Source organism: Citrobacter rodentium NBRC 105723 = DSM 16636, from assembly GCF_021278985.1.
Taxonomy (GTDB): domain Bacteria; phylum Pseudomonadota; class Gammaproteobacteria; order Enterobacterales; family Enterobacteriaceae; genus Citrobacter_A; species Citrobacter_A rodentium.
Genome location: NZ_CP082833.1, coordinates 3417994 through 3437312, shown reverse-complemented (window position 1 = coordinate 3437312; position 19319 = coordinate 3417994). Strand labels below are relative to the sequence as shown.

Here is a 19319-nt window from a genome sequence, read left to right as displayed (position 1 = left end):
AGACATATAGCATTTGCTCTTAAACGTATAGGAAAACTATATTATTGGTAGCAGCACTTCGTGATTGTTCGCAACAATCACTTAGCTGAACAGGGCTTGCCCCTGTTAATATTGGATTTATCCAAAAAAGATCGCGTCGAAGACGCATACAAAGTAAAAGGAAAATTAATTAATCTCTCACAATAAAAGCAGCGGTTCGTGATTGTATGAAACAATCACATCGCTGTAATAACATAATAAGAAAAATAAAACAGATTGCACCATTGGTGCCATTTTCATAAGGCACAAATAAACTCCATCGCAAAATGTTTCTGAACATAATAATTAAGAAAAATTTTAATGCCACTCATTTTCATTACTGAAAACCTCCAACGCCATCCATAAAATAGCAGGTGCCATTCAACAGGCACACTTTCCCTTTTACTATATTAAACTTATTACTATATTACAGCTATTATTTCTTATATAAAACAATAGATTACATAAAAAAGGTTATAGGTTCCTATAACTATGGTTATCGATATCTATAACTCGAGTTATAGTTTTCTATAACCATGGTTAGCAAAAGCTATAACTATAGTTCCGTACTGAAACTATGATTTAATAACTGGCGGACATTCCACTCCCAGCAAACTTATTCCAGCCAGAAAGTAATAAGCGTTTTATTCATCTTACCCTATGGATTGATATCCACTATTTTAAAACTTTTTCCATTTATTTTTGACTTTGTTATTGACGGTAGTGTTTAATCTGTTATGTATTAATAAAAACAATAATAAAAGGAAAAATACAATGACACAGATAGATTTCAAATCCCTTAACGACTTATCACCCTTTGAGCTAAAGCAGTATATTGATGATCACCATTTCACCAATGAACAGAAAGTACAGATATTCGAACATTATTACAGCACACATAAAGACATTACCAATATTTATTCAAGAAAAGAAAACATCAAATCCATCAAGAAAGATGTCGATTATGTTCATATGTTCACGAAAAACTTCCAACAACTCGCAGAACTTAATATTTCAAAGAATGAACTGAAAGTCATAGCAAGGATCTTAAACATCATGGAGTTCGGAAACTGTTTTCATATATCACAGGCAAAGCTATGCCGTGATTTAGATATCAAAAAATCAAACATGTCTATTGTTTTTACAAAGCTTAAAAAGAAAGGGATCATTATTAATAAGGACGGAGACCTCTTTATGAACTCCAACATATTCCTTAAGGGACAAGCGCATTCTATCAACGCCAAACAACGTCCTAATGTCAAAAAGGCACAGGGATTTGTAGTTGATGAAAAAGAAAGATTTGAGAACGTTTATACTTTCCGAACAGATCATATTGAAGGAACTGATATGGATAGCAATAGTGAACAGCCTGCGTACAATGAGGATTTGAAACTACAGTCCCCAGATGAGATGCCCGAATGCCTATTTGAAAAGACGGAGTAATCGTATTTTATAAAAAATATTACATTGAATATTTCGCTATAATTTGACACTTACACTACACCTCGTAATATATAATATATCCACTATTTTATAACGAGGTTTTATATGAGAAAAGTAAAAACAGACAACAGTGATTTAATCCAGTATTTAGATACAATCAAAGAACTAAAAAATCATATTTCGATAGAAGAATACAGAAATGAATATCGTAGGCTACGTTCCGATGATGTTCCTTTGATTAAAGCCCAAAAGTTTAAATCTGCACATACCGAACTTCGCAGACTTGAAAAAAAGAGAGAGTCTCTCATTGAATGCTTTATTGATGAATTAAATCCCATCAGCAGTTCAAAAGCCAACACATCAGCAAAAGCATCAGGTAATCTTGATTTGTTTAACGAACGTGTATTATACCGTAGGGCCATTTCAGAAAAGGGTGATGAAGAAATCATTGCCTTGGTCATAAAACAGCGTACAGAAGCCGCTGTTGAGTTCCAGCGTTCCATAGAACAAAGTCTTGAGCAGCTCTCTCACATCTCGTCAGAGTTTAAGCCATCAAGCCAAAAGCGCAAAAAAATGTCTCTTTAAAGAACAGCCTTATGTTATCCGTATCAAATGGGATGTTTTAAGATTGCTTAACCGATAATATTTACTATATTATTTACGGGTTGTTTTTGACTGTACAACAATACAGCATACATTATTTTTATTAATCGCCCCTTTTAAAACACCGGACAACATACTATGAGTGAAGCTCTTAAGGCACTGAACAATATTCGTACACTTCGCGCACATGCTCGTGAAACAGATCTGGCAACTCTGGAAGAGATGCTGGAAAAACTCTCTGCTGTCGTTGAAGATCGTCGTGAGGAAGAAAGTGCCGTCCGTAAAGAACAAGAAGAACGTCAGGCCAAGCTGCAAGCCTTCCGTCAGAAACTGCTAGAAGATGGTATTGACCCGGCTGAACTCCTTGCTGCTGTTGGCTCATCCCAGCTTAAAACCAAATCAACCCGCGCTCCTCGTCCTGCCAAATACAAATATACAGATGAAAACGGTAATGAGCAGACTTGGACGGGTCAGGGCCGCACTCCTAAAGCGATCGCTGCTGCTATCGAAGCTGGTAAAACACTGGAAGACTTCGCGATCTAACTTGTATTAACTCTGATTTTCTCTGGTAGAGCCTGCTACCTGAACAGGTTCTGCCAGATTATCCATGTCGTAGTCATCCCTGAAAATCTTCCGGTGAAACCCGATAACGCTCCATTTTCTCAAGCAACTGTTGTAACCTCTTAGCCCTCAATTTCTGCGCTTTTTTCTCACCAATTTCCTGATAGTATTCTTCCCGGCGCTCTGCCACGACTTTACGGAACTTCATTAAAAGCTGTTCCAATGTTTTGATGTCGGTAGTTGCGGCTTCTGCTTGGATTTTTTTATACATATGCATCACATCAAATTCATCAATCATTTTTGGCTCCTTGTATAGAGTATGTTTTCACTAGCATTTTAGCTTTCAAATCAGGTTTGTTATCAGCCCCATGAAGGGGCAGATAGACGTCAGAACGCATCAACATATTGACTCCGCCAGAACGGTGTAGTGCATTTTGGCTAATGCCTGCTTAACCTCTTTAAAATCCACTTCAGACAGTTTTTCAGCAGCGTTCTTTTTCCATGATTTTTTCAAAAGGTGTTTTTCAGCATTTCTCATCGCCAGTTCGATTAGCCTACAGATAAACTCATGATCCATTACATGCGTCATAATCATATTACTGGTCGTTTTATCCTTTGAGTTAAAAAGCTCCGCATAGATATGCAAAGACACAACATAATAGATTTCAGTAGATTTATTTTTAAATGTATTCATTTTTATTTCCTTTTTAGTTTAATATTAAAGTAGATATTTTTTATGGTTGTATCAGCGGTATACACACTTATAGACAATCCAAAGTTGACGAAGGTGTTGCTTTACTTTCACATAGTTAACACTCCCGGAGATCCGTTCCGTTTTTTGTTCACCACCAGTCCCATAAAAAATGTTCTTTGTTTTCTCGATAATATTTTCAATCACTTCGTTCATATCCTCCTTATTTTTCAGTAGGTGATAGAAATGCACAGGCTGGTTTCGTAGCCGTTTATTCATATAATGGTTATACAAATACTCGGTTTCACTGATAAACTGCTCTGTAGTATTAAGTTCTATTTTCATATATTGCCCTTTTATTGTTTAAGATAATAAGAGTCCCTGAGCGAAAAAATATCTATTCGCCCGGAAACAGTATTTATGTTTTATGCTGTGTTCTGGCGTGAGTTCCGAATAGTGGCTTCAATCCATTCATCTATCTCACTTTCGACAAAGGCTACGCACCTCGGTCCTATTTTTACCCTGTCTGGAAAGTTTCCTTCCTTAATACGCTCATATAAGGTGGTGCGACTAAACCCCACCCTATTTAAAACATCAGGAACACGGATAAATCGTTTTGCGATATATTCATTTTTCGTAGCACTTATCTGATTACTGTTTTTCATTGTCTGTCCTCTGTTATTGCGACGAGAACAATAATAGCGAATTCGCTTATGACGTTTTAGGGGCGTTCATAAAAGAGTTTTTTGAAAAATATGAAGGGAGATGAACAGAAAGAGGTTCGTTAAGGCTGAATGCGATCACGTTCGCTCACGGCGAACGTAACCCTTTTTACTTGGCTGCTTTTTTCTTCTTCTTATCATCCTCAACATGCTTATCAACAGGTGTGTCTTTTAAGTGATTGTTTTGCATGATGTAATCTTCAAGCGATTTTAGATAGCTTGCATCAGTCAGAAAAGCCATTGCCAGCGGGTAGTCCGTTGCCTTTAGCATTCCTTCATCACGATCGTTGTCGCTATCTTCGTGAAGCAACGAAGAAATCAGTGAAAGCGGGATTTTGACGCCATTGTCCTCACCCCAGAAAATTAGGTCCATCATCGGAATAAGACGATATTCAATAATTTTTCTGAACGTGCTTTTGCCAAAACGATACTCCCGTTCCGCAGGAGCTTTCATCTTTAGCTGTCTCTTCCATTGCGGGATTAGCACTTTCATATGTTCAATGATCTCTTCGGTTGATGCCTCTTCCAGATGAATATCGACAGTGATACGAGCAAGGTTTTTCAGCGATGTTTGTTTTAGATACTCGGACAGAAATTCGGATTCGCTTAACGCGGAAAGCTCAGGAGTGGCTTCGGTTAATGCCAGCGTTTTCGCATAAAATTGCGCGTGGCTTCGTGTGGTAGGATTTACCGCGTAAGTTCTGGGAAGCTCATGCCCAAGGGTAGCGGTATCACCACTGAACAAGATTTCGCCTCGCAAAATTTTATTGCGGTAATCATCCAGTAGTAGTCTGTTGAAGGTTGGTATGGTATTCCGGCTCAGCAACATCCTGTAGGCCAAGATACGCCGCTCAATCTCAACATAAAACTGTTGAAGGCTTAGCTTCTCTATCGCCTCATAGCGTTTAACATCAAACCATGCTTCCAGTGCTTTCCTGATTTCACTTCTTTTCATCCATCCTCCAGCAATCCATTCCCTTTAAGATACCCTTACAGGATCCGTGTGAAGCAATGGCAGTTCAACTGTTTTGTCACCAGAGATGTGAGATGGGCTAAGTTGTTGTAAAAGAGTGTGAGCTTGTGAGCTAAAGAAGATAAAAGTGGATGCCCAATAAGGTGCAACATGATAAAAATGGCAGCGTTAGAGGTGAGAAAACAGCGTAAGATAAAGAAATTTTAATGCAGGGATTTATGCAGGGCAAAATCAAAAACGCTTCGTAACCTATTGATTTTGTTGAATGATTGGCGGAGAGAGGGGGATTTGAACCCCCGGTAGAGTTGCCCCTACTCCGGTTTTCGAGACCGGTCCGTTCAGCCGCTCCGGCATCTCTCCGTTTTGATAGTTGCCATGATGCCAGGTTATTTGGCATTTTAACAGCCCCTGTCCCTTCAATTTTGTTCAAGTGACGAGTTTGCGAGCAGATCGATGATAAAGTGGCCCTGGAAAGCACAAGACACAGCGCAAAATGAGTCAGCCATGTGGGAGGAAGCCCTCGCAATCCCACTGCTGATGACATTAACTGCGCAGGAACAAGCCAGACTTATCGCGCTGGCGGAACGATTCTTACAGCAAAAAAGGCTGGTCGCACTTCAGGGATTCGAACTTGATGCGTTGAAAAGCGCGCGTATCGCCCTGCTTTTCTGTCTGCCGGTACTGGAACTGGGTATTGAATGGCTGGATGGTTTCCATGAGGTGCTGATCTACCCGGCCCCTTTCGTGGTTGACGATGAATGGGAAGACGATATCGGTCTTGTGCACAACCAGCGGGTTGTCCAGTCAGGTCAAAGCTGGCAGCAGGGCCCCATCATTCTTAACTGGCTGGATATTCAGGACTCTTTCGATGCATCCGGCTTTAATCTGATCATTCATGAAGTGGCGCATAAGCTGGACATGCGCAATGGCGATCGCGCCAGCGGTATACCGCTTATCCCCCTGCGCGAAGTAGCCAGTTGGGAGCATGACCTGCATGCTGCGATGAACAATATTCAGGATGAAATTGACCTGGTCGGCGAAACCGCATCCAGCATCGATGCCTATGCAGCCAGCGATCCCGCTGAGTGTTTTGCCGTTCTGTCGGAGTATTTTTTCAGTGCGCCTGAACTCTTTGCTCCGCGCTTTCCCGCGCTGTGGCAACGCTTTTGCCAGTTTTATCAACAGGACCCGCTGCAGCGGCTGCGCGATAGCCAGGATGACGATTATTTTCCCGCATCGCAGGTCCACTGAGGGTGGTTTTGCGGATTAATTAACCAATTGAAAAAGCGTGTTAATTTTACTGTTGACACGCCGTGGCGCGGCCAGTATTATGCGCCTCGTTCACACAATTCCTCTGTAGTTCAGTCGGTAGAACGGCGGACTGTTAATCCGTATGTCACTGGTTCGAGTCCAGTCAGAGGAGCCAGATTTAAGAAGCCCGCTTTTTAGCGGGCTTTTTGCTTTATATCTGATAATCGATCGCCACCTCGTCCGGCGCCATCACCTGTCGTTTAATCTCATCCACGGCCAGGCCTGCATTGCATAACTCAATAAACCGCCAGACATAGTTGCGCTGTAACTGGCCGCGCTTCAGCCCCAGCCAGACGGTATTGGCCTCAAACAGATGCCGGGTGTCCAGTCGGGTTAATCCCCCCTCTTCCCGCTCGCCGCTCGACTGTTCGGCCACCAGGCCAATGCCCAGTCCCAGCGCGACATAGGTTTTAATCACATCGGAATCCTGTGCGCTGAGCACAATATCCGGCACGATCCCTTTACGGGCAAAAGCTTCATCAATACGGGAACGTCCGGTGATCCCCTGACGGTAGGTGATTAGCGGCCACCTGGCGACAGATTCCAGAGTCAGCGGCGAAAGCTGCGTCAGCGGATGATTTTCCGGGACTAGCAGGCTGTGGTGCCAGCGAAACCAGGGAAAGGCCACCAGTTGCGGATCGTTGCTCAGTCGCTCACTGGCAATACCAATATCCGCCCCGCCATTTTGCAATATAGATGCAATTTCCTGCGGCGTTCCCTGAATTAACTCCAGACGCACTTCCGGAAATATTTCACGGAACGCTTTTATCACTTCCGGCAGGCTGTAGCGCGCCTGCGTGTGAGTGGTCGCGATAGTCAGCACCCCGGAAGTATCATTCGTAAACAGATCCGCAAGGCGACGCACATTGCTGGCCTCATTAAGGATCCGCTCTGCGATGACCAGCAGCGCCTTACCCGGCTCGGTCATGCCAAGCAGTCGCTTCCCCCGACGAATAAATATTTCAATACCAAGCTCATCTTCTAGCTCACGAATATGGCGGCTCACGCCCGATTGCGAGGTATAAAGCATACTGGCGACTTCAGTCAGGTTGTAATCCTGACGCGCCGCCTCGCGGATAATCTTTAGCTGCTGGAAATTCACGCTTCGCTCCGGAAGTATCAGACATGACGCTATTGTTAAAGTCTGCTCTCCGGCATAACAAATAATAAAAATCCGTATCTTATTCCAGGTAAGAATAACGCTAACTGACCAGTTGCAGCTCGCGATTTTCCAGCCCCGGACTACTGACCAGCGACATAAGGATCTCTTTCACCGCCTGCGCCTGAGGGGACAAACTGCCTCTGGCCGAAATGTTTAAGGAAAGCGAGAGATTCATGGAGGGTGAAGTGATCCGCGCCATCCAGCCATGTGCCGCACCGCACAACGCGCGCGCCGCCGACTCAGGCAAAACCGTTACGCCCATGCCGCTGGCGATAGCCGCCGTCAGGGTGGCGATGGACTCAATCTCGCCTGTGACTTTTGCCGTTAAGCGGCGCAGCGAGAAGGCCTCATCGACCCGTAAACGTACCGCGCTGTAGTCACGCGGCAGAAAAAGGTTCATCTGCGCAACGGCGGCAAGATCGACGCTCTGGTCCGGACAGTCGCGAGTCCCCACCAGAAACAGATCTTCTTTGATCAGCGGCTGGCTGATAATTCCGGCCTGTGGAGAGCGCTCATAAAGCACTGCCATATCGAGCTGACCGCTCATTATCTTATCATTCAGTACCGCACCGCTGTTTTCATGCAGGTACACCAGCACTTCCGGTAGTTCCGCCCGCACCGCCTGCAGCAGTGGCATCGTTACTGAAGAAGCAGCCGTTCCCGGCGCCAGCCCAATCGACACCTGTCCCGTCAGGGTTTGCCCGACGTTAACCACCGCCAGCTGCGCCTGTTCGCACTGGCGCAGTATCGTGCGCGCATGGGCATAAAGAATTTTTCCCGCTTCGGTCGGCGTTACGCCTCGCTTGGTGCGAATCAACAGTTGCTGATTGAGCTCCCCTTCCAGCGTGGCGACCTGCTGGCTCAGCGCGGGCTGGGCGATGTGTAATACTTCAGCGGCCTGCGTCAGGCTACCAATATCGACAATTTTCACGAAGTATTTCAGTCGTCTGAAGTTCATTTTGCCTCCTGTACGGAATGCCAGAACCCGTGCTGGCAGTCATGTCAGGAGATAACTGCAAGATGCTTGCCAGTTTCTGTTAAGAGGAACAGTTTCGTTTAATTGCCCGAGAAATAAGCATTTATGATTGCTACCCGTATTATTGTTCACATCCAGCGTTTTTCGATCTGCCCCATCGGGGGTAGCAGCGCACCAGAATGGGGCAACCGCAGCCAACGATCGAAAGTTCATCGCTTTGCTGAATTTGTCAGCAAACAGACGCGCAATTGTATTTCCCCCTTTGACAACCCTGATTGCCGTCGCTAATATGCGCCTCGTTCACACGATTCCTCTGTAGTTCAGTCGGTAGAACGGCGGACTGTTAATCCGTATGTCACTGGTTCGAGTCCAGTCAGAGGAGCCAGATTCTTGTTTTCAGGCGTGCTTATGAGTGCCAGTATGATTAGGTTTCAATAAGTTAGCGTGAAAATCTGTCCCGATGCGTATTCAGTTTTCCCTCCGCATCCGGTTAATTTGGTGGTCAGATTTGGGGTCAGGTTGGTTCGATTCTGGAGTGACCCCCAAATGTCTTTAAACGATTCAAAAATCCGCAACTTTAAATCCCCTTCCAGACCCGTAAAATTGTCTGACTCTCACGGTCTGTATCTGCTGGTTAAACCTGGCGGTTCACGTATCTGGTATCTCAAATATCGCTTCAATGGCAAAGAGTCCCGCGTCAGTCTGGGCGCATATCCGCTGGTTTCTCTTGCTGAAGCCCGCCTGCAGCGTGACGGTATCCGTAAACTGCTGGCGCAGAATATCAGTCCCGCACAGCAGCGTGTTGCTGCAAAGGCCGCTGCGTCACCGGAAAAATGCTTTGAGGCCGTCGCGCTGGCATGGCACAAAACCAACAAAAAATGGTCGGCTGACTATGCAGAGCGCATTCTTGCCAGTATGAAGAATCATATCTTTCCGGCAATCGGTCATATGCCCGTCACTCTGCTGAAAACGCAGCACTTCACGGCATTGCTGAAAGTTATCGAGGACAAAGGCTTTCTGGAAGTCGCGTCCCGTACCCGGCAGCAGCTCTGCAACATTATGCGCTACGCCGTGCAGCAGGGATTTATCGAAAATAATCCTGCGCAGCATCTGGAAGGCGTCACCGCGCCGCCGGTTAAAAATCACTATCCCGCCCTGCCACTGGAACGGTTACCTGAACTGCTGGAGCGTATCGGCGACTATCAGCAGGGACGGCAGTTAACGAGACTGGCGGTTGTACTGACCCTGCATCTGTTTATCCGCTCCAGTGAGCTGCGCTTCGCCCGCTGGAGCGAGATTGATTTCAGAAACAAAATCTGGACCATTCCCGCCACAAGGGAAACGATTGAGAAAGTTCGTTTCTCTGGCCGTGGCGCAAAAATGCATACTCCGCACATTGTGCCGCTTTCTCGTCAGGCTATCGCCATTCTGAAGCAGATAAATGAAATCTCCGGGCATCTGGAACTGGTATTCCCCGGCGACCATAACCCGTATAAGCCGATGAGCGAAAATACCATCAACCGGGCGCTTCGCCTGATGGGTTACGATACCAAAACCGATGTCTGCGGACACGGCTTCCGGGCAATGGCCTGTAGCGCATTAGTGGAATCTGAACTCTGGTCGCGGGATGCCGTGGAGCGCCAGATGAGCCATCAGGAGCGTAACAGCGTGCGGGCGGCATATATCCACCGCGCCGAACATCTTGATGCACGCAAGGACATGATGCAGTGGTGGTCAGACTATCTGGACGTGAGCCGCGAGGGGTACGTTGCACCCTATATTTATGCGCGGCGGCATAAGGCGGCCTGAGCCAATCGCAGCGTCATTTATTGAGAATGGAAAAGCGGTTTCCGATTGCCCGGGAGTCGCTTTTTGCATTGAAAGGTTCTGGCTTCGTTTTTCTGGTTATTCATCGGAAAGTACCCGAATTTATACGGGGCCGGATAAAATCGGGTACTCTTCTATCGATTCATCACAAATCAATAGGTGAATATCGAAAATTATTTGAGATGAATAATTCAGGCGGTAACTGCCAGGCAATCTGCACCAGAAACCGATTTGCCGATACGCCATAACTGCACCAGTCTGCCGTCGCCAGCTTGTTTCAAGGCTGTGCCAGAAACTACCGGATAAATATCGAACTGCGCCAGTGTTAAGGCCCTTTCAGCCCTTTGGCCTTTTCCGGTCTGGCGCTGTTACCCTTAGTCGCCCTTTACCTTTATCTGGCCTTTTCCCTTTTGCTGGCGCAATCATCAACAAAAATACCGTAATGCTGCACCAGATACATGTTAATAGGCCATATCGTTCAGAAGCATCGTTATTGAGAGGAAATTGTACAAAAAATTTCTACGTAGAAATTTTTTGCACGAAAACCGATGAATAACCCGAGATTAATAGGAAACCACCCAAAAATATTTGCCCCCAAATAATTTTGGGTGAAAATCGATGAATAACATCATATTGCAAGTCTGAAGCTATCAATCAGCATCATCCCTTCGCCCGTAAACCTGCGCCACATACCGACCGCGCCCGTCGCCGTGGCCTAAATCCATCGCCGTCATCGCCAGCGCCTCTTTCTCGCTGAATCCCTGCGTCAGATAATGACGAATGGCATCCTGCGCCCACGCATAGCGCAACGAGTGCGGAGAATATGCGCCAGTTAACCCGAGACGTGACGCCTGACTGTGCCAGTATTTCATCGCGCTTTTCAGGTCTGGTTTATCGATCAGCCTGCCGTGGCGATCTTCTGCCACTGCCAGCGCATTATCCAGCGCTTTTTTGACAGCGCCAGCATCAAGAATAACGGTTTCACGCGGGCGACCTCCTTTAGTGCCAAACACCACGGTTAAACGGGTATCACCACGTTCCAGTGCCTGCCGCCACGTTTTCAGCGACTGCTCACTTTGCACCGCCTCCTGCGAACGCAGCCCCAGCAATCTTGACAGTGCCAGCGCTGCCGCCATCCCCGGATCTTTTGCGCGGGCCGTCTCCAGCACATCACGATAGTGCTCCGGCGTGATAGCCTGCTTCGTACCATTGCGGGATGCGCCGGACAATCCCAGCGAGCGGTTATTCAGCCGCTCACTCTGCGCCAGCCTGTCACGCCCGGCCTGTTTCATAATGCAACGCACCGCCGCCATCTCGTTTTGCAGGGAACGCTTCGTGATGCCCTGCGCCAGTCGTTCACGGACATAGCCTTCAATATGCCGCGCCTTAAGCTGCTCCACCCGCCGAATTTGTACATTCTGCGCCAGTACCAGGCGCTCACAAAACCGCTGCGCCAGCTTAATGCGGTCGTGAACGGTCTTATGGCTGCCGCCTGCCTGCTGCGCCAGCCGCTTCATTTCCTGCTCCAGAACTCCCATATTTTCCCCTTTTCATGATTGCCACAAACTCATCCCAAAAACCCAACACTGATACAGCTCTCCCCGGCGCACAGGCCAATAGCCCCTGTTTTTTTGTCGGGGCTGCGAACGATACCTGAGCGCCGGGGCGGCAGTCGTTGAGGTGTGATGGGGCTTCGGTTGTGCTCTCTGAGCAGCCGCCCGCTTGTGCGGGTTATCCCCCGGATCGTCCAGATCCGCCTCGGTATCGGTTCATGTTCTCCTTATGGGTAAAATGGCCTGAAAAGGCAGTGTCAGAATCCAGCAGTGAGCTGATGCAGTTGAGTTTTCTGGTGCAGATTGAAAGGGCTTCGTGCGTCACTTTCCCGCTTTGCGCGGTTAAAGTGACGCACGGGTCTGGTGCAGTATTTTTAAAATCGCAAACTGGTGCAGTTTTACAGTCACGCGGCAGCAAAGCCTGACAGCAATGCAGGCCGCAGTCTGTGAAGCAAAAGGCGCTGACGGGGTCAGCCAGTAGAAGCTGTCCAGGATAATTCCGGCGTGGTGCAAATGGGGGCCTGCTCTTACGCAGTTGTAAAAACCGGGCCTTCGTTGCGATAATCTGCAACCCGGTGTTTGCAGAGGCTTGTACCGGTAAACGGCTCAACCATCCTGATAGCAGGCGCTTCTTTCAGGTTGTGAAGCGTTGAGCGCTGTCAACGACAGCACAGGGCAAGGGAGAAACTATGCCAGTATCGCTGGCGCGGAAAGGAATAACTTTTTTTGCGTCAAAAAGGTTTTCTGTGAATCTCAGCTATGCGTCAGAACGCTTCGTTTGCCTTCTCCAGATCTTCTGTGATTATCCATGCTATAAATCAGGCATGCCATCAATGGGAATCCGATACACTTTATACAGCAGAGGCGCTGTCGCGTACAGGTGAACTTGTGCGCGATAGAAAAAGTGATACGTGGTCTGGCGGAAACAAAGCGACGCGGGGTAAGACGAAGACAAATTAAACCCCGCCTGCTGGCGTTGTATTAAGGTGGCTGAGACAGATAATAACGCTACCAAACGAGCCTTCAGGTTCGTCTGTCTGGGAAAAGAGAACTGGCTTTTCTTCGGCAGCGATCATGGTAGAGACAGAAGAGCCATGATATACAACCTGATCGAGACGTACAAATTCAACGGGATAAAAATGGAAAACTGTCTGAAACAGATCCTGCTGCGGCTTTTCGCTTGGCATGAGTGCTCTGCTGTATTCGACGGCCGGCACGTAATACGGACTCCATATTTTCGTCCGCGATAGCAATAGCAGGTTTTGCAGTGAAATAATCGTTAACTCCGCTTTGTCATTACAGGAGCAGGCCTTCTGGTTGAATGATGTTTAAAATCAGCTCAGACACTGCAGTTATACAGAACGAGTGATAAAAGGGACTGGTACATGTTGACCTGGTGTTTAAGAGGCACATCAATCGCGTTACCCGATGCCTATACAGGATGTCATGGATTAATAAGAGTGTATGTGATTGCTGCTCTGCCTTAACCGCAATCAAGCATAACAGCCCTGTTGACTGGTATGAGACAAAAATAGCGGATCATATGCTACTGTAATTATCTGGTTATTATGCTGATTTTAAAGCTGTCAACACTATCAATTACGAGCTAACCAAATAAAATTCAGGATAACATGCAGCGAGATCAACACATACCAGTTTTATGGACGTTGGCAGGGTATTAACACTTCAGGCCGGAGACGTTATTGAACTGAAGTGCGGAAGGAGCGTACTTCGTCTGGATAAAGAGGGAAAGGTCACGCTAAACGGGGTTGAATTCAGACTGGAAGCTAGTGGTCCGGTACAGATTACCGGGAAAGATATTGATCTTAACTAAGGGCAACAGGCTATGGAATTCAGAAATCTGACGCCGTTTCCGGCATTATATTACGTCATGCGGGATAAAGACGACCGAGAAAACTTTGTGGTGGTCATGAAAACCACGTACCGACTGACCGAAAACGGAACCGCCCGTTTTTGGGCCGAACTCATTGATGATGAAGCAGACATGGCACTTCTATGTTTTCAGGATGAATATCGTCATGACATGCATCATTCGATGGTAATTCAGGAAAGCGATATGTCGCCCTTTAAGCCGCGTTGCGACATCATTATCAACGGAACTGCCCATGCACTTGGTAACCAGCCTGTCGATTCATTACCGGTTTCAGTCACATTACTGTCACCGGAAAACCAACCGCTGATGAATAAAAAATTAGTGGTGACGGGTGAACGGGCATTTCGCCGGACAGATAAAAAAACGTGGGAGCTGACGTTGCCGCAACCGTTCACCTCGCTACCGGTTGTCTGGATTTATGCTTTCGGCGGTGAGTGCCGGATTAACGGGCAGGATAAAGGCAATGATGCCGTGCCTGAGTACTGTCTGTTGTCTCAGGAAGCCCGGAGCGTTCACCCTGACAGGAATAATCCGCCACTGGCTCACAGCGTTTACCCGGCTAATCCCATCGGGCGTGGTTACATCACGCCGTGGTATTTAACGGCAACGCAGGCTGATTCTTTTCCGGCCCCGAGGATAGAACAACCGGACAACCCTTTCACCGCTGAAGCTTTTCAGGCACTGGTTAACGGCCATTCAAATGTCCCGGCTGACGTCTATCGGCCTGCGGGGCTGGGCATCACTGGCCGGAGCTGGCAGCCGCGTTTAGCCCGCGCAGGGACTTATGACCATTCATGGCTGACACAGCGCCACCCTTATTTACCCCAGGATTTTGAATTCAGCTACTGGAATGCTGCACCGGAGGACCAGCAAATAGCGGCTCTGCCGCCCGGCTGCCGGTTCATCCTGAGCGGGCTGTAATGGATGGCCGGTTGATCCCGCAGAAAATGAAGCCGGACACGCTGATTTTAAACACGGACACGCAGCGGGTGACAAAGATCTGGCGGATTATGCTGAATGCGGCATTGCCCGTCAGGGCGGTGGAAGCCAGATATGAAACCGCGCCGGAGCAGTTACCTCACAAATGCCTTCCCCTCCCGTAACATCACTGGTTAAAGGATAAATAATGGCGGACGACTACCTTGCAAGGAAACAAAGCGGCTGGCTGGTGATAAGCACACTGCCGGATGTCTGTAAGACCCCGTTAGGTCCGGTATTCGTACCGGTGCCTTATCCGGTTGTTGCTTTTCTGCAGGAGAGTGAAAAAGAGATCTCCTCGGTGCGTGCTAATGGTCATCCCGTCGTGGTTTATAACCAAAGTCTGGTGCCGACGACGGAAGGGGACCAGCCCGGTACGGGAACGGGGTTGAAAAGCGGCACGGTGGGTGGAAAGTGTTATCCCAAAGCGCACAGCAAATCCGTAAGAGCGGGAAAACATCCAGTTCTGCGGCATGGCGATGATTTCTGGATGAACGGCCGGTAGAGCACTGAACATCACAGGGATGAAAATATGAGTGATGAAGGCGATATTATTAATGTAACGGCACCCGCACCAGTAGGGGGCAGCCTGAACCCGGATATCAGCGTGATTAAGAATATCACTGTCTCGGGGGAGTATGCGCAGGTGGAAGGCGAGACGGCGTTTGATGTGTGGCTGACGGTGGACTACACAGATGGTGCAGCACCGTTCAGCATGGGACTAACGGAGGACGAGTATAATGCCATCCGGGAACAGCACCCACAGCTGGCACTGTCGGCATTGAGTGACGGCGCTGTCGGCAGCAGCTACAGCTATACACCGTCGAAAACGGGTAACACGTTGGGGAAAATCGTCGGCCAGCCACCAGCAGGCAGTGTGAGTGCACGAAATGCTAATCCGGCGGTGACACCGGAGACAGATGAGGAAAAAAGTTTCTGGGATAAGGCGGGTGAGTGGTTTTCAGAGCAGGGAGAGAACATTGGCGAAGCGCTGACGCACCCGGTAGAGGGGGTTAAGGGTGCGGCTAAAGGGTTGTGGAATATGGTGCCCGATATGGGCACAATGCTGGCTCAGGGAAATACATACCAGACCGCAGGAGAAATGGAACAAAGTGCGGCATTGATGAGATTATTCGACCAGTCTCAACAGGCGGAAAAGATGACCGGGCTGGCGCAGGATATCAGGGAGCATGCTGGCGAGGTCAATTTTAACAACTACCGGCTTGAGATGAGCAATAAGGCGCAGGAAGGCGGCGATCTTATTGCGACAATGGCCTCTATGGTCACGCCGGCGGGTTGGGGAAAAGGAATACTGAAAACCGGGAAACGGGTTGTAAAATCGGGTGGAAAAGTTAGGGCACGAGGTGTTGTTCAATCAAGAATCAATATAGCAAATGGGCAAACTAGATTTACTCCAACTAGAAAAACTGGTGAACCTGTTTCTGCTGGGTTTGATCATGTTCTCGAAGGACACTTTAATAGACCTTTAGCGAATAGTCGTTCTATTTTCTCTGTTTCACCAGATAGATTGAAACAGATTTTACAGTCTCCCAGTGTTGTAAAAACACCAGTTGTGGAAATACCTGGTGGACAATTCAAAAGAGTTGTTAATACTGGGGAGGTGATTGGGAATACAGCATTAAAACATGGTGGCAATCCAACCAGTTGGATTGAAATATATACAGATAAAGCTGGTAACTTGATTACTACATACCCAATTCCTAAGCCGTGAATTTGTGAGGATGGAAGTGATGAAAAACATACTAGACAGAAATTTGATCAAAGAGTTCCATGAAATTTCCAAATGCGCGGATAATTTGGAAAGTTATGAGCGGTATTATCAAGCTTATGTGAGATTTATAATAAAAAATAATAAATTTTTCACTAAATCAATCTTGGAAAAATGGGGGTTAGATGTATTAATCTCCATCAATATTGAAGATTATCTAGTTCCAAATCCGGGGTTATCTTTAACGATGGAACAGAAACGATTAAGTAAAAGCACATATGAAGATATTGATACATTCGCAATGTCAATTCGTGATACTCTATGGGATATGGTTACAGTGTATTCTGGTAAAGATTGCCCGATCACCCCAAATGATGAATTGCGCTATATAAAGATTGTATCTAAAGATAAACCGGAAAAAATACTTTTGGAATGTGCCGGATGTGGGTGGACTGAAGATATTAATGGAGATGAATCTACAGAAATATATGGAAAGATATTTCCTGCAAATAAAAATGAAATTGATGAATATATAAAAAAGAAGTGAAGATTAGAGATGAATTTTTTCAATGCTTTACTGACGAATTTTGGGAGGCAACTCACCATATCCCCGTACCGTACCCCCAGCAGCAGCTTTGTAGTATCATGCATTACGCTATGGCAGCAGGGATTCATCGAAAACAATCCTGCGCATCATCTGGAAGGCGTCACTGCCTCTCCGGTTAAAAATCACTAACCCACCCTGTCGCAGGAGCGACAGAAAGCGATATTGTTTTTAGCCGCTATATCATAAGTAATAAATGGTGGTCATTCTGGCGGTCTTGACAAGAGTAGATTTCTGAATTTAGCTTAATCTTCAGCCAGTTAATGGCTAAGGCGATCCCAGTCAGAGGAGCCAGATTTTAGTTTCGGGACATCCTTGCGAGTCCGGAAACTGTCAAAAAAAGAAATTATCTTTACCCGGTTCTCCTGAGAAGGATTACCGGGTTTTTTGATATCCATAGTTTTCGGGGGCCTAATCGGGGGCTTCACGGTTCGATGAGAAAATGGAGCCCCCACCAGGGGCATTAACCGATACCGCTATCCGCAAGATCAAACCCACCGGGAAATCCTTCAAGCTGCAGATAGTTCAGGACTCTACCTGCTGATCAAACCCAATGACTCAAAGCTCTGGTACATGAAGTACCGCATCTGTGGCAAAGAGAAAAAGCTAGCCTTTGGCCCCTGGCCGGACGTTTCTCTGTTTAAGGCGCGTCAGCTACACGCTAACCGTGGTATTCGGCCCCAATATGGACGGCCCTGCAAAACGATAATTCTGGATACAGGTGCATTCAAAAAAGCGCTGAATAATGCGTTGGCTATAGCAGAAAGTCGTAATTACCATCTTATCGACAAGCCAGATCTGATAAAGTGCGATGGACTATTAGCATAACCAAGCGGCGCTTATTGATCTGACATGTGCATACTCCTTGCATTCACTGCGCTATGCATGGAAGCAGGATGCTATTCGTCCCTATCTGGCGCAGGGGTTCATAGAAAAGAGCCTCCGGCACTGGTGGCGATGAACCCTGGGTATGGTGATGAGCGTGACGGGTATGTGGCGCAGTTGTATGGGCAAATCACTGTTGCTTTTTTGTTCAAAAAAGCGATAATATCCTTACAATCAGAATGTTAAGGATTATTAACATGTTCAACAAATGTGCTTTTATATACACACAACATGCTTCACTACCTAGCATCGATATTGGAGCATCAGATTATATTTAAATCAGTTTGCGCTGTGTTTGTGCAAAGGTGTATGTGGGAGAAAAAGTAATCCATAATGGGTATTCTATTCGGTATGGATTATCTTATTGGTAACAATTTAACACTCAGGTCTAATGAAGTAAGAGAAAAATTTTCTTATAGTGGCATTTATAGATATTAGGATTCCAGGATAGTAATTTTTATTTTTCTTAGTGAAGGGAATGTTAAGATGGCTAGAGCAAAAAAACTTTCATATGGTGCTATTAATATCACAATCCATCCCCATAGTCCTCAAAAATATGTTGAATTATTTAGAGATGCAAGAAAGCTTTTTTTAAACGTGAACGTCCACGGCGATCAGTTTGCGGTATTACAGCATTTCAACCCAATGCATAGAGAACAACTTATAACAGAGCCCTATGAAGGAGAAGTAGTAAAATATACTGATATCAATAAGAACGGCGAATGGTATAGTATTAGCCGTAAAGAGTTGGCTACAGATGAAGAAAAAGAGCAAATTGTCATTCCTGATGATATGAAACCAAATGTTTCTCGGTTTTCATTTATATTCCTCCCCAATGTTCACTTGCTGGTTTACGAAAATCAGCACGCACAAAAGAATATTTCCCCTCGCCAAATGGAGAAGTTTTTAAACACTCTTTTTTCTAATGAAAAGATTAAAGAAAAATATGGGGTTGTAAATGTTACGAGTTTAACAGAACCTGATGCTGTAGAACGAATGTTATCGCTTAAAGGTATTACGCTGTTATCTATGGTAACGCGCAGACCTAATCCAGATGATTTGGTTAGTGCTGAACATGAATTTCAAGAGCGATTTAAAGCTATTGGTGTTATCGAAGAAGATAAAACATATAAAGCTGAAAGAGATGGGCAAATTAAACCTGATAAAAAACTAAAGCGTGATGCTCTGATTGCGGCACGAAATGGTCAGGTTGAAATTAAACGAAAAAATGAGAGTGGCCACGTAGAAAGATTGTCTACTATAGATAAACCGTTACAACGTAGTGCGAGTTATGATCCAGTTGTGACACTACCTATTGCACTCTTGCTACAGGAAGCTTACGCTCTTACAAAAGAATTTATAAGTAAACTGAGGGAATAATGTTAAAAA

19 protein-coding genes, 3 tRNA genes and 2 pseudogenes are annotated in these 19319 nt (G+C 46.2%); 14 read left to right on the top strand and 10 right to left on the bottom strand.

The window, feature by feature from the left end:
* The first annotated feature begins 792 nt into the window (after window positions 1-792).
* The 3 genes from K7R23_RS16170 (at window position 793) to K7R23_RS16160 (ending at window position 2607) form a co-directional block, all read left to right on the top strand.
* Window positions 793-1461: a hypothetical protein gene (locus K7R23_RS16170; protein ID WP_012906266.1), complete on the top strand. Its 669-nt coding sequence runs from the start codon at window positions 793-795 to the stop codon at window positions 1459-1461.
* A gap of 105 nt (window positions 1462-1566) precedes the next feature.
* A complete protein-coding gene (locus tag K7R23_RS16165; RefSeq protein WP_012906267.1) occupies window positions 1567-2046 on the top strand; it encodes a DUF4756 family protein in 480 nt (159 codons plus the stop codon).
* A 156-nt stretch (window positions 2047-2202) separates the two neighbouring features.
* The gene (locus K7R23_RS16160; protein WP_012906268.1) at window positions 2203-2607 is read left to right on the top strand and encodes an H-NS family histone-like protein; all 405 of its coding nucleotides are present in this window, start codon (window positions 2203-2205) and stop codon (window positions 2605-2607) included.
* 73 nt (window positions 2608-2680) lie between these two features.
* On the opposite strand, the gene K7R23_RS16155 is transcribed toward K7R23_RS16160, so the two are convergent.
* From K7R23_RS16155 to K7R23_RS16130, 6 genes are all read right to left on the bottom strand, one after another.
* Window positions 2681-2923 carry an H-NS family histone-like protein gene (locus K7R23_RS16155; RefSeq protein WP_012906269.1) on the bottom strand — a complete coding sequence of 81 codons (243 nt, stop codon included), beginning with the start codon at window positions 2921-2923 and terminating at the stop codon, window positions 2681-2683.
* A gap of 99 nt (window positions 2924-3022) precedes the next feature.
* Complete coding sequence (locus K7R23_RS16150; protein ID WP_012906270.1) at window positions 3023-3319, bottom strand: hypothetical protein; 297 nt, start codon at window positions 3317-3319, stop codon at window positions 3023-3025.
* Between the two features lie 51 nt (window positions 3320-3370).
* Complete coding sequence (locus K7R23_RS16145) at window positions 3371-3661, bottom strand: hypothetical protein (protein WP_012906271.1); 291 nt, start codon at window positions 3659-3661, stop codon at window positions 3371-3373.
* A gap of 80 nt (window positions 3662-3741) precedes the next feature.
* Window positions 3742-3981, bottom strand: coding sequence for a helix-turn-helix transcriptional regulator (locus K7R23_RS16140; protein ID WP_012906272.1), 240 nt, complete (start codon window positions 3979-3981; stop codon window positions 3742-3744).
* Between the two features lie 166 nt (window positions 3982-4147).
* A complete protein-coding gene (locus K7R23_RS16135; RefSeq protein ID WP_012906273.1) occupies window positions 4148-4993 on the bottom strand; it encodes a DUF6387 family protein in 846 nt (281 codons plus the stop codon).
* 288 nt (window positions 4994-5281) lie between these two features.
* Window positions 5282-5371, bottom strand: a tRNA-Ser gene (locus tag K7R23_RS16130).
* Between the two features lie 93 nt (window positions 5372-5464).
* Between K7R23_RS16130 and mtfA the strand changes: the two genes are divergently transcribed.
* On the top strand, window positions 5465-6262 hold the full coding sequence (gene mtfA, locus K7R23_RS16125; protein WP_012906274.1) for a DgsA anti-repressor MtfA: 798 nt from the start codon (window positions 5465-5467) through the stop codon (window positions 6260-6262).
* Between the two features lie 99 nt (window positions 6263-6361).
* A tRNA-Asn gene (locus K7R23_RS16120) sits at window positions 6362-6437 on the top strand.
* Between the two features lie 36 nt (window positions 6438-6473).
* Here the strand turns inward: K7R23_RS16120 and cbl are convergent.
* Together cbl and nac are read right to left on the bottom strand one after the other, a co-directional pair.
* Window positions 6474-7424 (bottom strand): HTH-type transcriptional regulator Cbl, encoded by a 951-nt coding sequence (gene cbl, locus K7R23_RS16115; RefSeq protein WP_012906275.1) that lies wholly within the window; start codon window positions 7422-7424, stop codon window positions 6474-6476.
* Between the two features lie 100 nt (window positions 7425-7524).
* Complete coding sequence (nac, locus tag K7R23_RS16110) at window positions 7525-8442, bottom strand: nitrogen assimilation transcriptional regulator NAC (RefSeq protein WP_012906276.1); 918 nt, start codon at window positions 8440-8442, stop codon at window positions 7525-7527.
* Window positions 8443-8769: 327 nt separating this feature from the next.
* On the opposite strand from nac, the gene K7R23_RS16105 reads away from it, so the two are divergent.
* Window positions 8770-8845, top strand: a tRNA-Asn gene (locus K7R23_RS16105).
* Window positions 8846-9006: 161 nt separating this feature from the next.
* Window positions 9007-10269 (top strand): tyrosine-type recombinase/integrase, encoded by a 1263-nt coding sequence (locus K7R23_RS16100; protein WP_012906277.1) that lies wholly within the window; start codon window positions 9007-9009, stop codon window positions 10267-10269.
* A gap of 668 nt (window positions 10270-10937) precedes the next feature.
* On the opposite strand, the gene K7R23_RS16095 is transcribed toward K7R23_RS16100, so the two are convergent.
* Both K7R23_RS16095 and K7R23_RS16090 read right to left on the bottom strand, forming a co-directional pair.
* Window positions 10938-11825, bottom strand: a complete 888-nt coding sequence (locus K7R23_RS16095) for an integrase domain-containing protein (protein ID WP_012906278.1) — start codon at window positions 11823-11825, stop codon at window positions 10938-10940.
* A gap of 971 nt (window positions 11826-12796) precedes the next feature.
* Window positions 12797-13027 carry a hypothetical protein gene (locus tag K7R23_RS16090; RefSeq protein ID WP_042623206.1) on the bottom strand — a complete coding sequence of 77 codons (231 nt, stop codon included), beginning with the start codon at window positions 13025-13027 and terminating at the stop codon, window positions 12797-12799.
* Between the two features lie 704 nt (window positions 13028-13731).
* On the opposite strand from K7R23_RS16090, the gene K7R23_RS16085 reads away from it, so the two are divergent.
* The 7 genes and pseudogenes from K7R23_RS16085 (at window position 13732) to K7R23_RS16055 (ending at window position 19310) form a co-directional block, all read left to right on the top strand.
* Window positions 13732-14655, top strand: coding sequence for a DUF2169 family type VI secretion system accessory protein (locus tag K7R23_RS16085; RefSeq protein ID WP_232796079.1), 924 nt, complete (start codon window positions 13732-13734; stop codon window positions 14653-14655).
* A gap of 205 nt (window positions 14656-14860) precedes the next feature.
* A complete protein-coding gene (locus K7R23_RS16080; protein ID WP_012906283.1) occupies window positions 14861-15217 on the top strand; it encodes a DUF4150 domain-containing protein in 357 nt (118 codons plus the stop codon).
* A 27-nt stretch (window positions 15218-15244) separates the two neighbouring features.
* Window positions 15245-16444, top strand: a complete 1200-nt coding sequence (locus K7R23_RS25795; protein WP_012906284.1) for a hypothetical protein — start codon at window positions 15245-15247, stop codon at window positions 16442-16444.
* Between the two features lie 19 nt (window positions 16445-16463).
* The gene (locus K7R23_RS16070) at window positions 16464-16988 is read left to right on the top strand and encodes a hypothetical protein (RefSeq protein ID WP_197534110.1); all 525 of its coding nucleotides are present in this window, start codon (window positions 16464-16466) and stop codon (window positions 16986-16988) included.
* Between the two features lie 499 nt (window positions 16989-17487).
* A pseudogene (locus K7R23_RS16065) lies at window positions 17488-17702 on the top strand (Arm DNA-binding domain-containing protein); the annotation flags it as partial.
* Between the two features lie 4 nt (window positions 17703-17706).
* Window positions 17707-18116 (top strand): annotated as a pseudogene (locus K7R23_RS16060) (integrase domain-containing protein); the annotation flags it as partial.
* A 300-nt stretch (window positions 18117-18416) separates the two neighbouring features.
* Window positions 18417-19310, top strand: a complete 894-nt coding sequence (locus tag K7R23_RS16055) for a DUF4747 family protein (RefSeq protein ID WP_012906287.1) — start codon at window positions 18417-18419, stop codon at window positions 19308-19310.
* The last annotated feature ends 9 nt before the right edge of the window (window positions 19311-19319 follow it).

Excerpts from the sequence above, each read along its gene's own strand:
- K7R23_RS16170 (WP_012906266.1), top strand. The coding sequence starts at position 793 with ATGACACAGATAGATTTCAAATCCCTTAACGACTTATCACCCTTTGAG.
- K7R23_RS16165 (WP_012906267.1), top strand. The coding sequence starts at position 1,567 with ATGAGAAAAGTAAAAACAGACAACAGTGATTTAATCCAGTATTTAGAT.
- K7R23_RS16160 (WP_012906268.1), top strand. The coding sequence starts at position 2,203 with ATGAGTGAAGCTCTTAAGGCACTGAACAATATTCGTACACTTCGCGCA.
- K7R23_RS16155 (WP_012906269.1), bottom strand. The coding sequence starts at position 2,923 with ATGATTGATGAATTTGATGTGATGCATATGTATAAAAAAATCCAAGCA.
- K7R23_RS16150 (WP_012906270.1), bottom strand. The coding sequence starts at position 3,319 with ATGAATACATTTAAAAATAAATCTACTGAAATCTATTATGTTGTGTCT.
- K7R23_RS16145 (WP_012906271.1), bottom strand. The coding sequence starts at position 3,661 with ATGAAAATAGAACTTAATACTACAGAGCAGTTTATCAGTGAAACCGAG.
- K7R23_RS16140 (WP_012906272.1), bottom strand. The coding sequence starts at position 3,981 with ATGAAAAACAGTAATCAGATAAGTGCTACGAAAAATGAATATATCGCA.
- K7R23_RS16135 (WP_012906273.1), bottom strand. The coding sequence starts at position 4,993 with ATGAAAAGAAGTGAAATCAGGAAAGCACTGGAAGCATGGTTTGATGTT.
- mtfA (WP_012906274.1), top strand. The coding sequence starts at position 5,465 with ATGATAAAGTGGCCCTGGAAAGCACAAGACACAGCGCAAAATGAGTCA.
- nac (WP_012906276.1), bottom strand. The coding sequence starts at position 8,442 with ATGAACTTCAGACGACTGAAATACTTCGTGAAAATTGTCGATATTGGT.
- K7R23_RS16100 (WP_012906277.1), top strand. The coding sequence starts at position 9,007 with ATGTCTTTAAACGATTCAAAAATCCGCAACTTTAAATCCCCTTCCAGA.
- K7R23_RS16095 (WP_012906278.1), bottom strand. The coding sequence starts at position 11,825 with ATGGGAGTTCTGGAGCAGGAAATGAAGCGGCTGGCGCAGCAGGCAGGC.
- K7R23_RS16090 (WP_042623206.1), bottom strand. The coding sequence starts at position 13,027 with ATGCCAAGCGAAAAGCCGCAGCAGGATCTGTTTCAGACAGTTTTCCAT.
- K7R23_RS16085 (WP_232796079.1), top strand. The coding sequence starts at position 13,732 with ATGCGGGATAAAGACGACCGAGAAAACTTTGTGGTGGTCATGAAAACC.
- K7R23_RS16080 (WP_012906283.1), top strand. The coding sequence starts at position 14,861 with ATGGCGGACGACTACCTTGCAAGGAAACAAAGCGGCTGGCTGGTGATA.
- K7R23_RS25795 (WP_012906284.1), top strand. The coding sequence starts at position 15,245 with ATGAGTGATGAAGGCGATATTATTAATGTAACGGCACCCGCACCAGTA.
- K7R23_RS16070 (WP_197534110.1), top strand. The coding sequence starts at position 16,464 with ATGAAAAACATACTAGACAGAAATTTGATCAAAGAGTTCCATGAAATT.
- K7R23_RS16055 (WP_012906287.1), top strand. The coding sequence starts at position 18,417 with ATGGCTAGAGCAAAAAAACTTTCATATGGTGCTATTAATATCACAATC.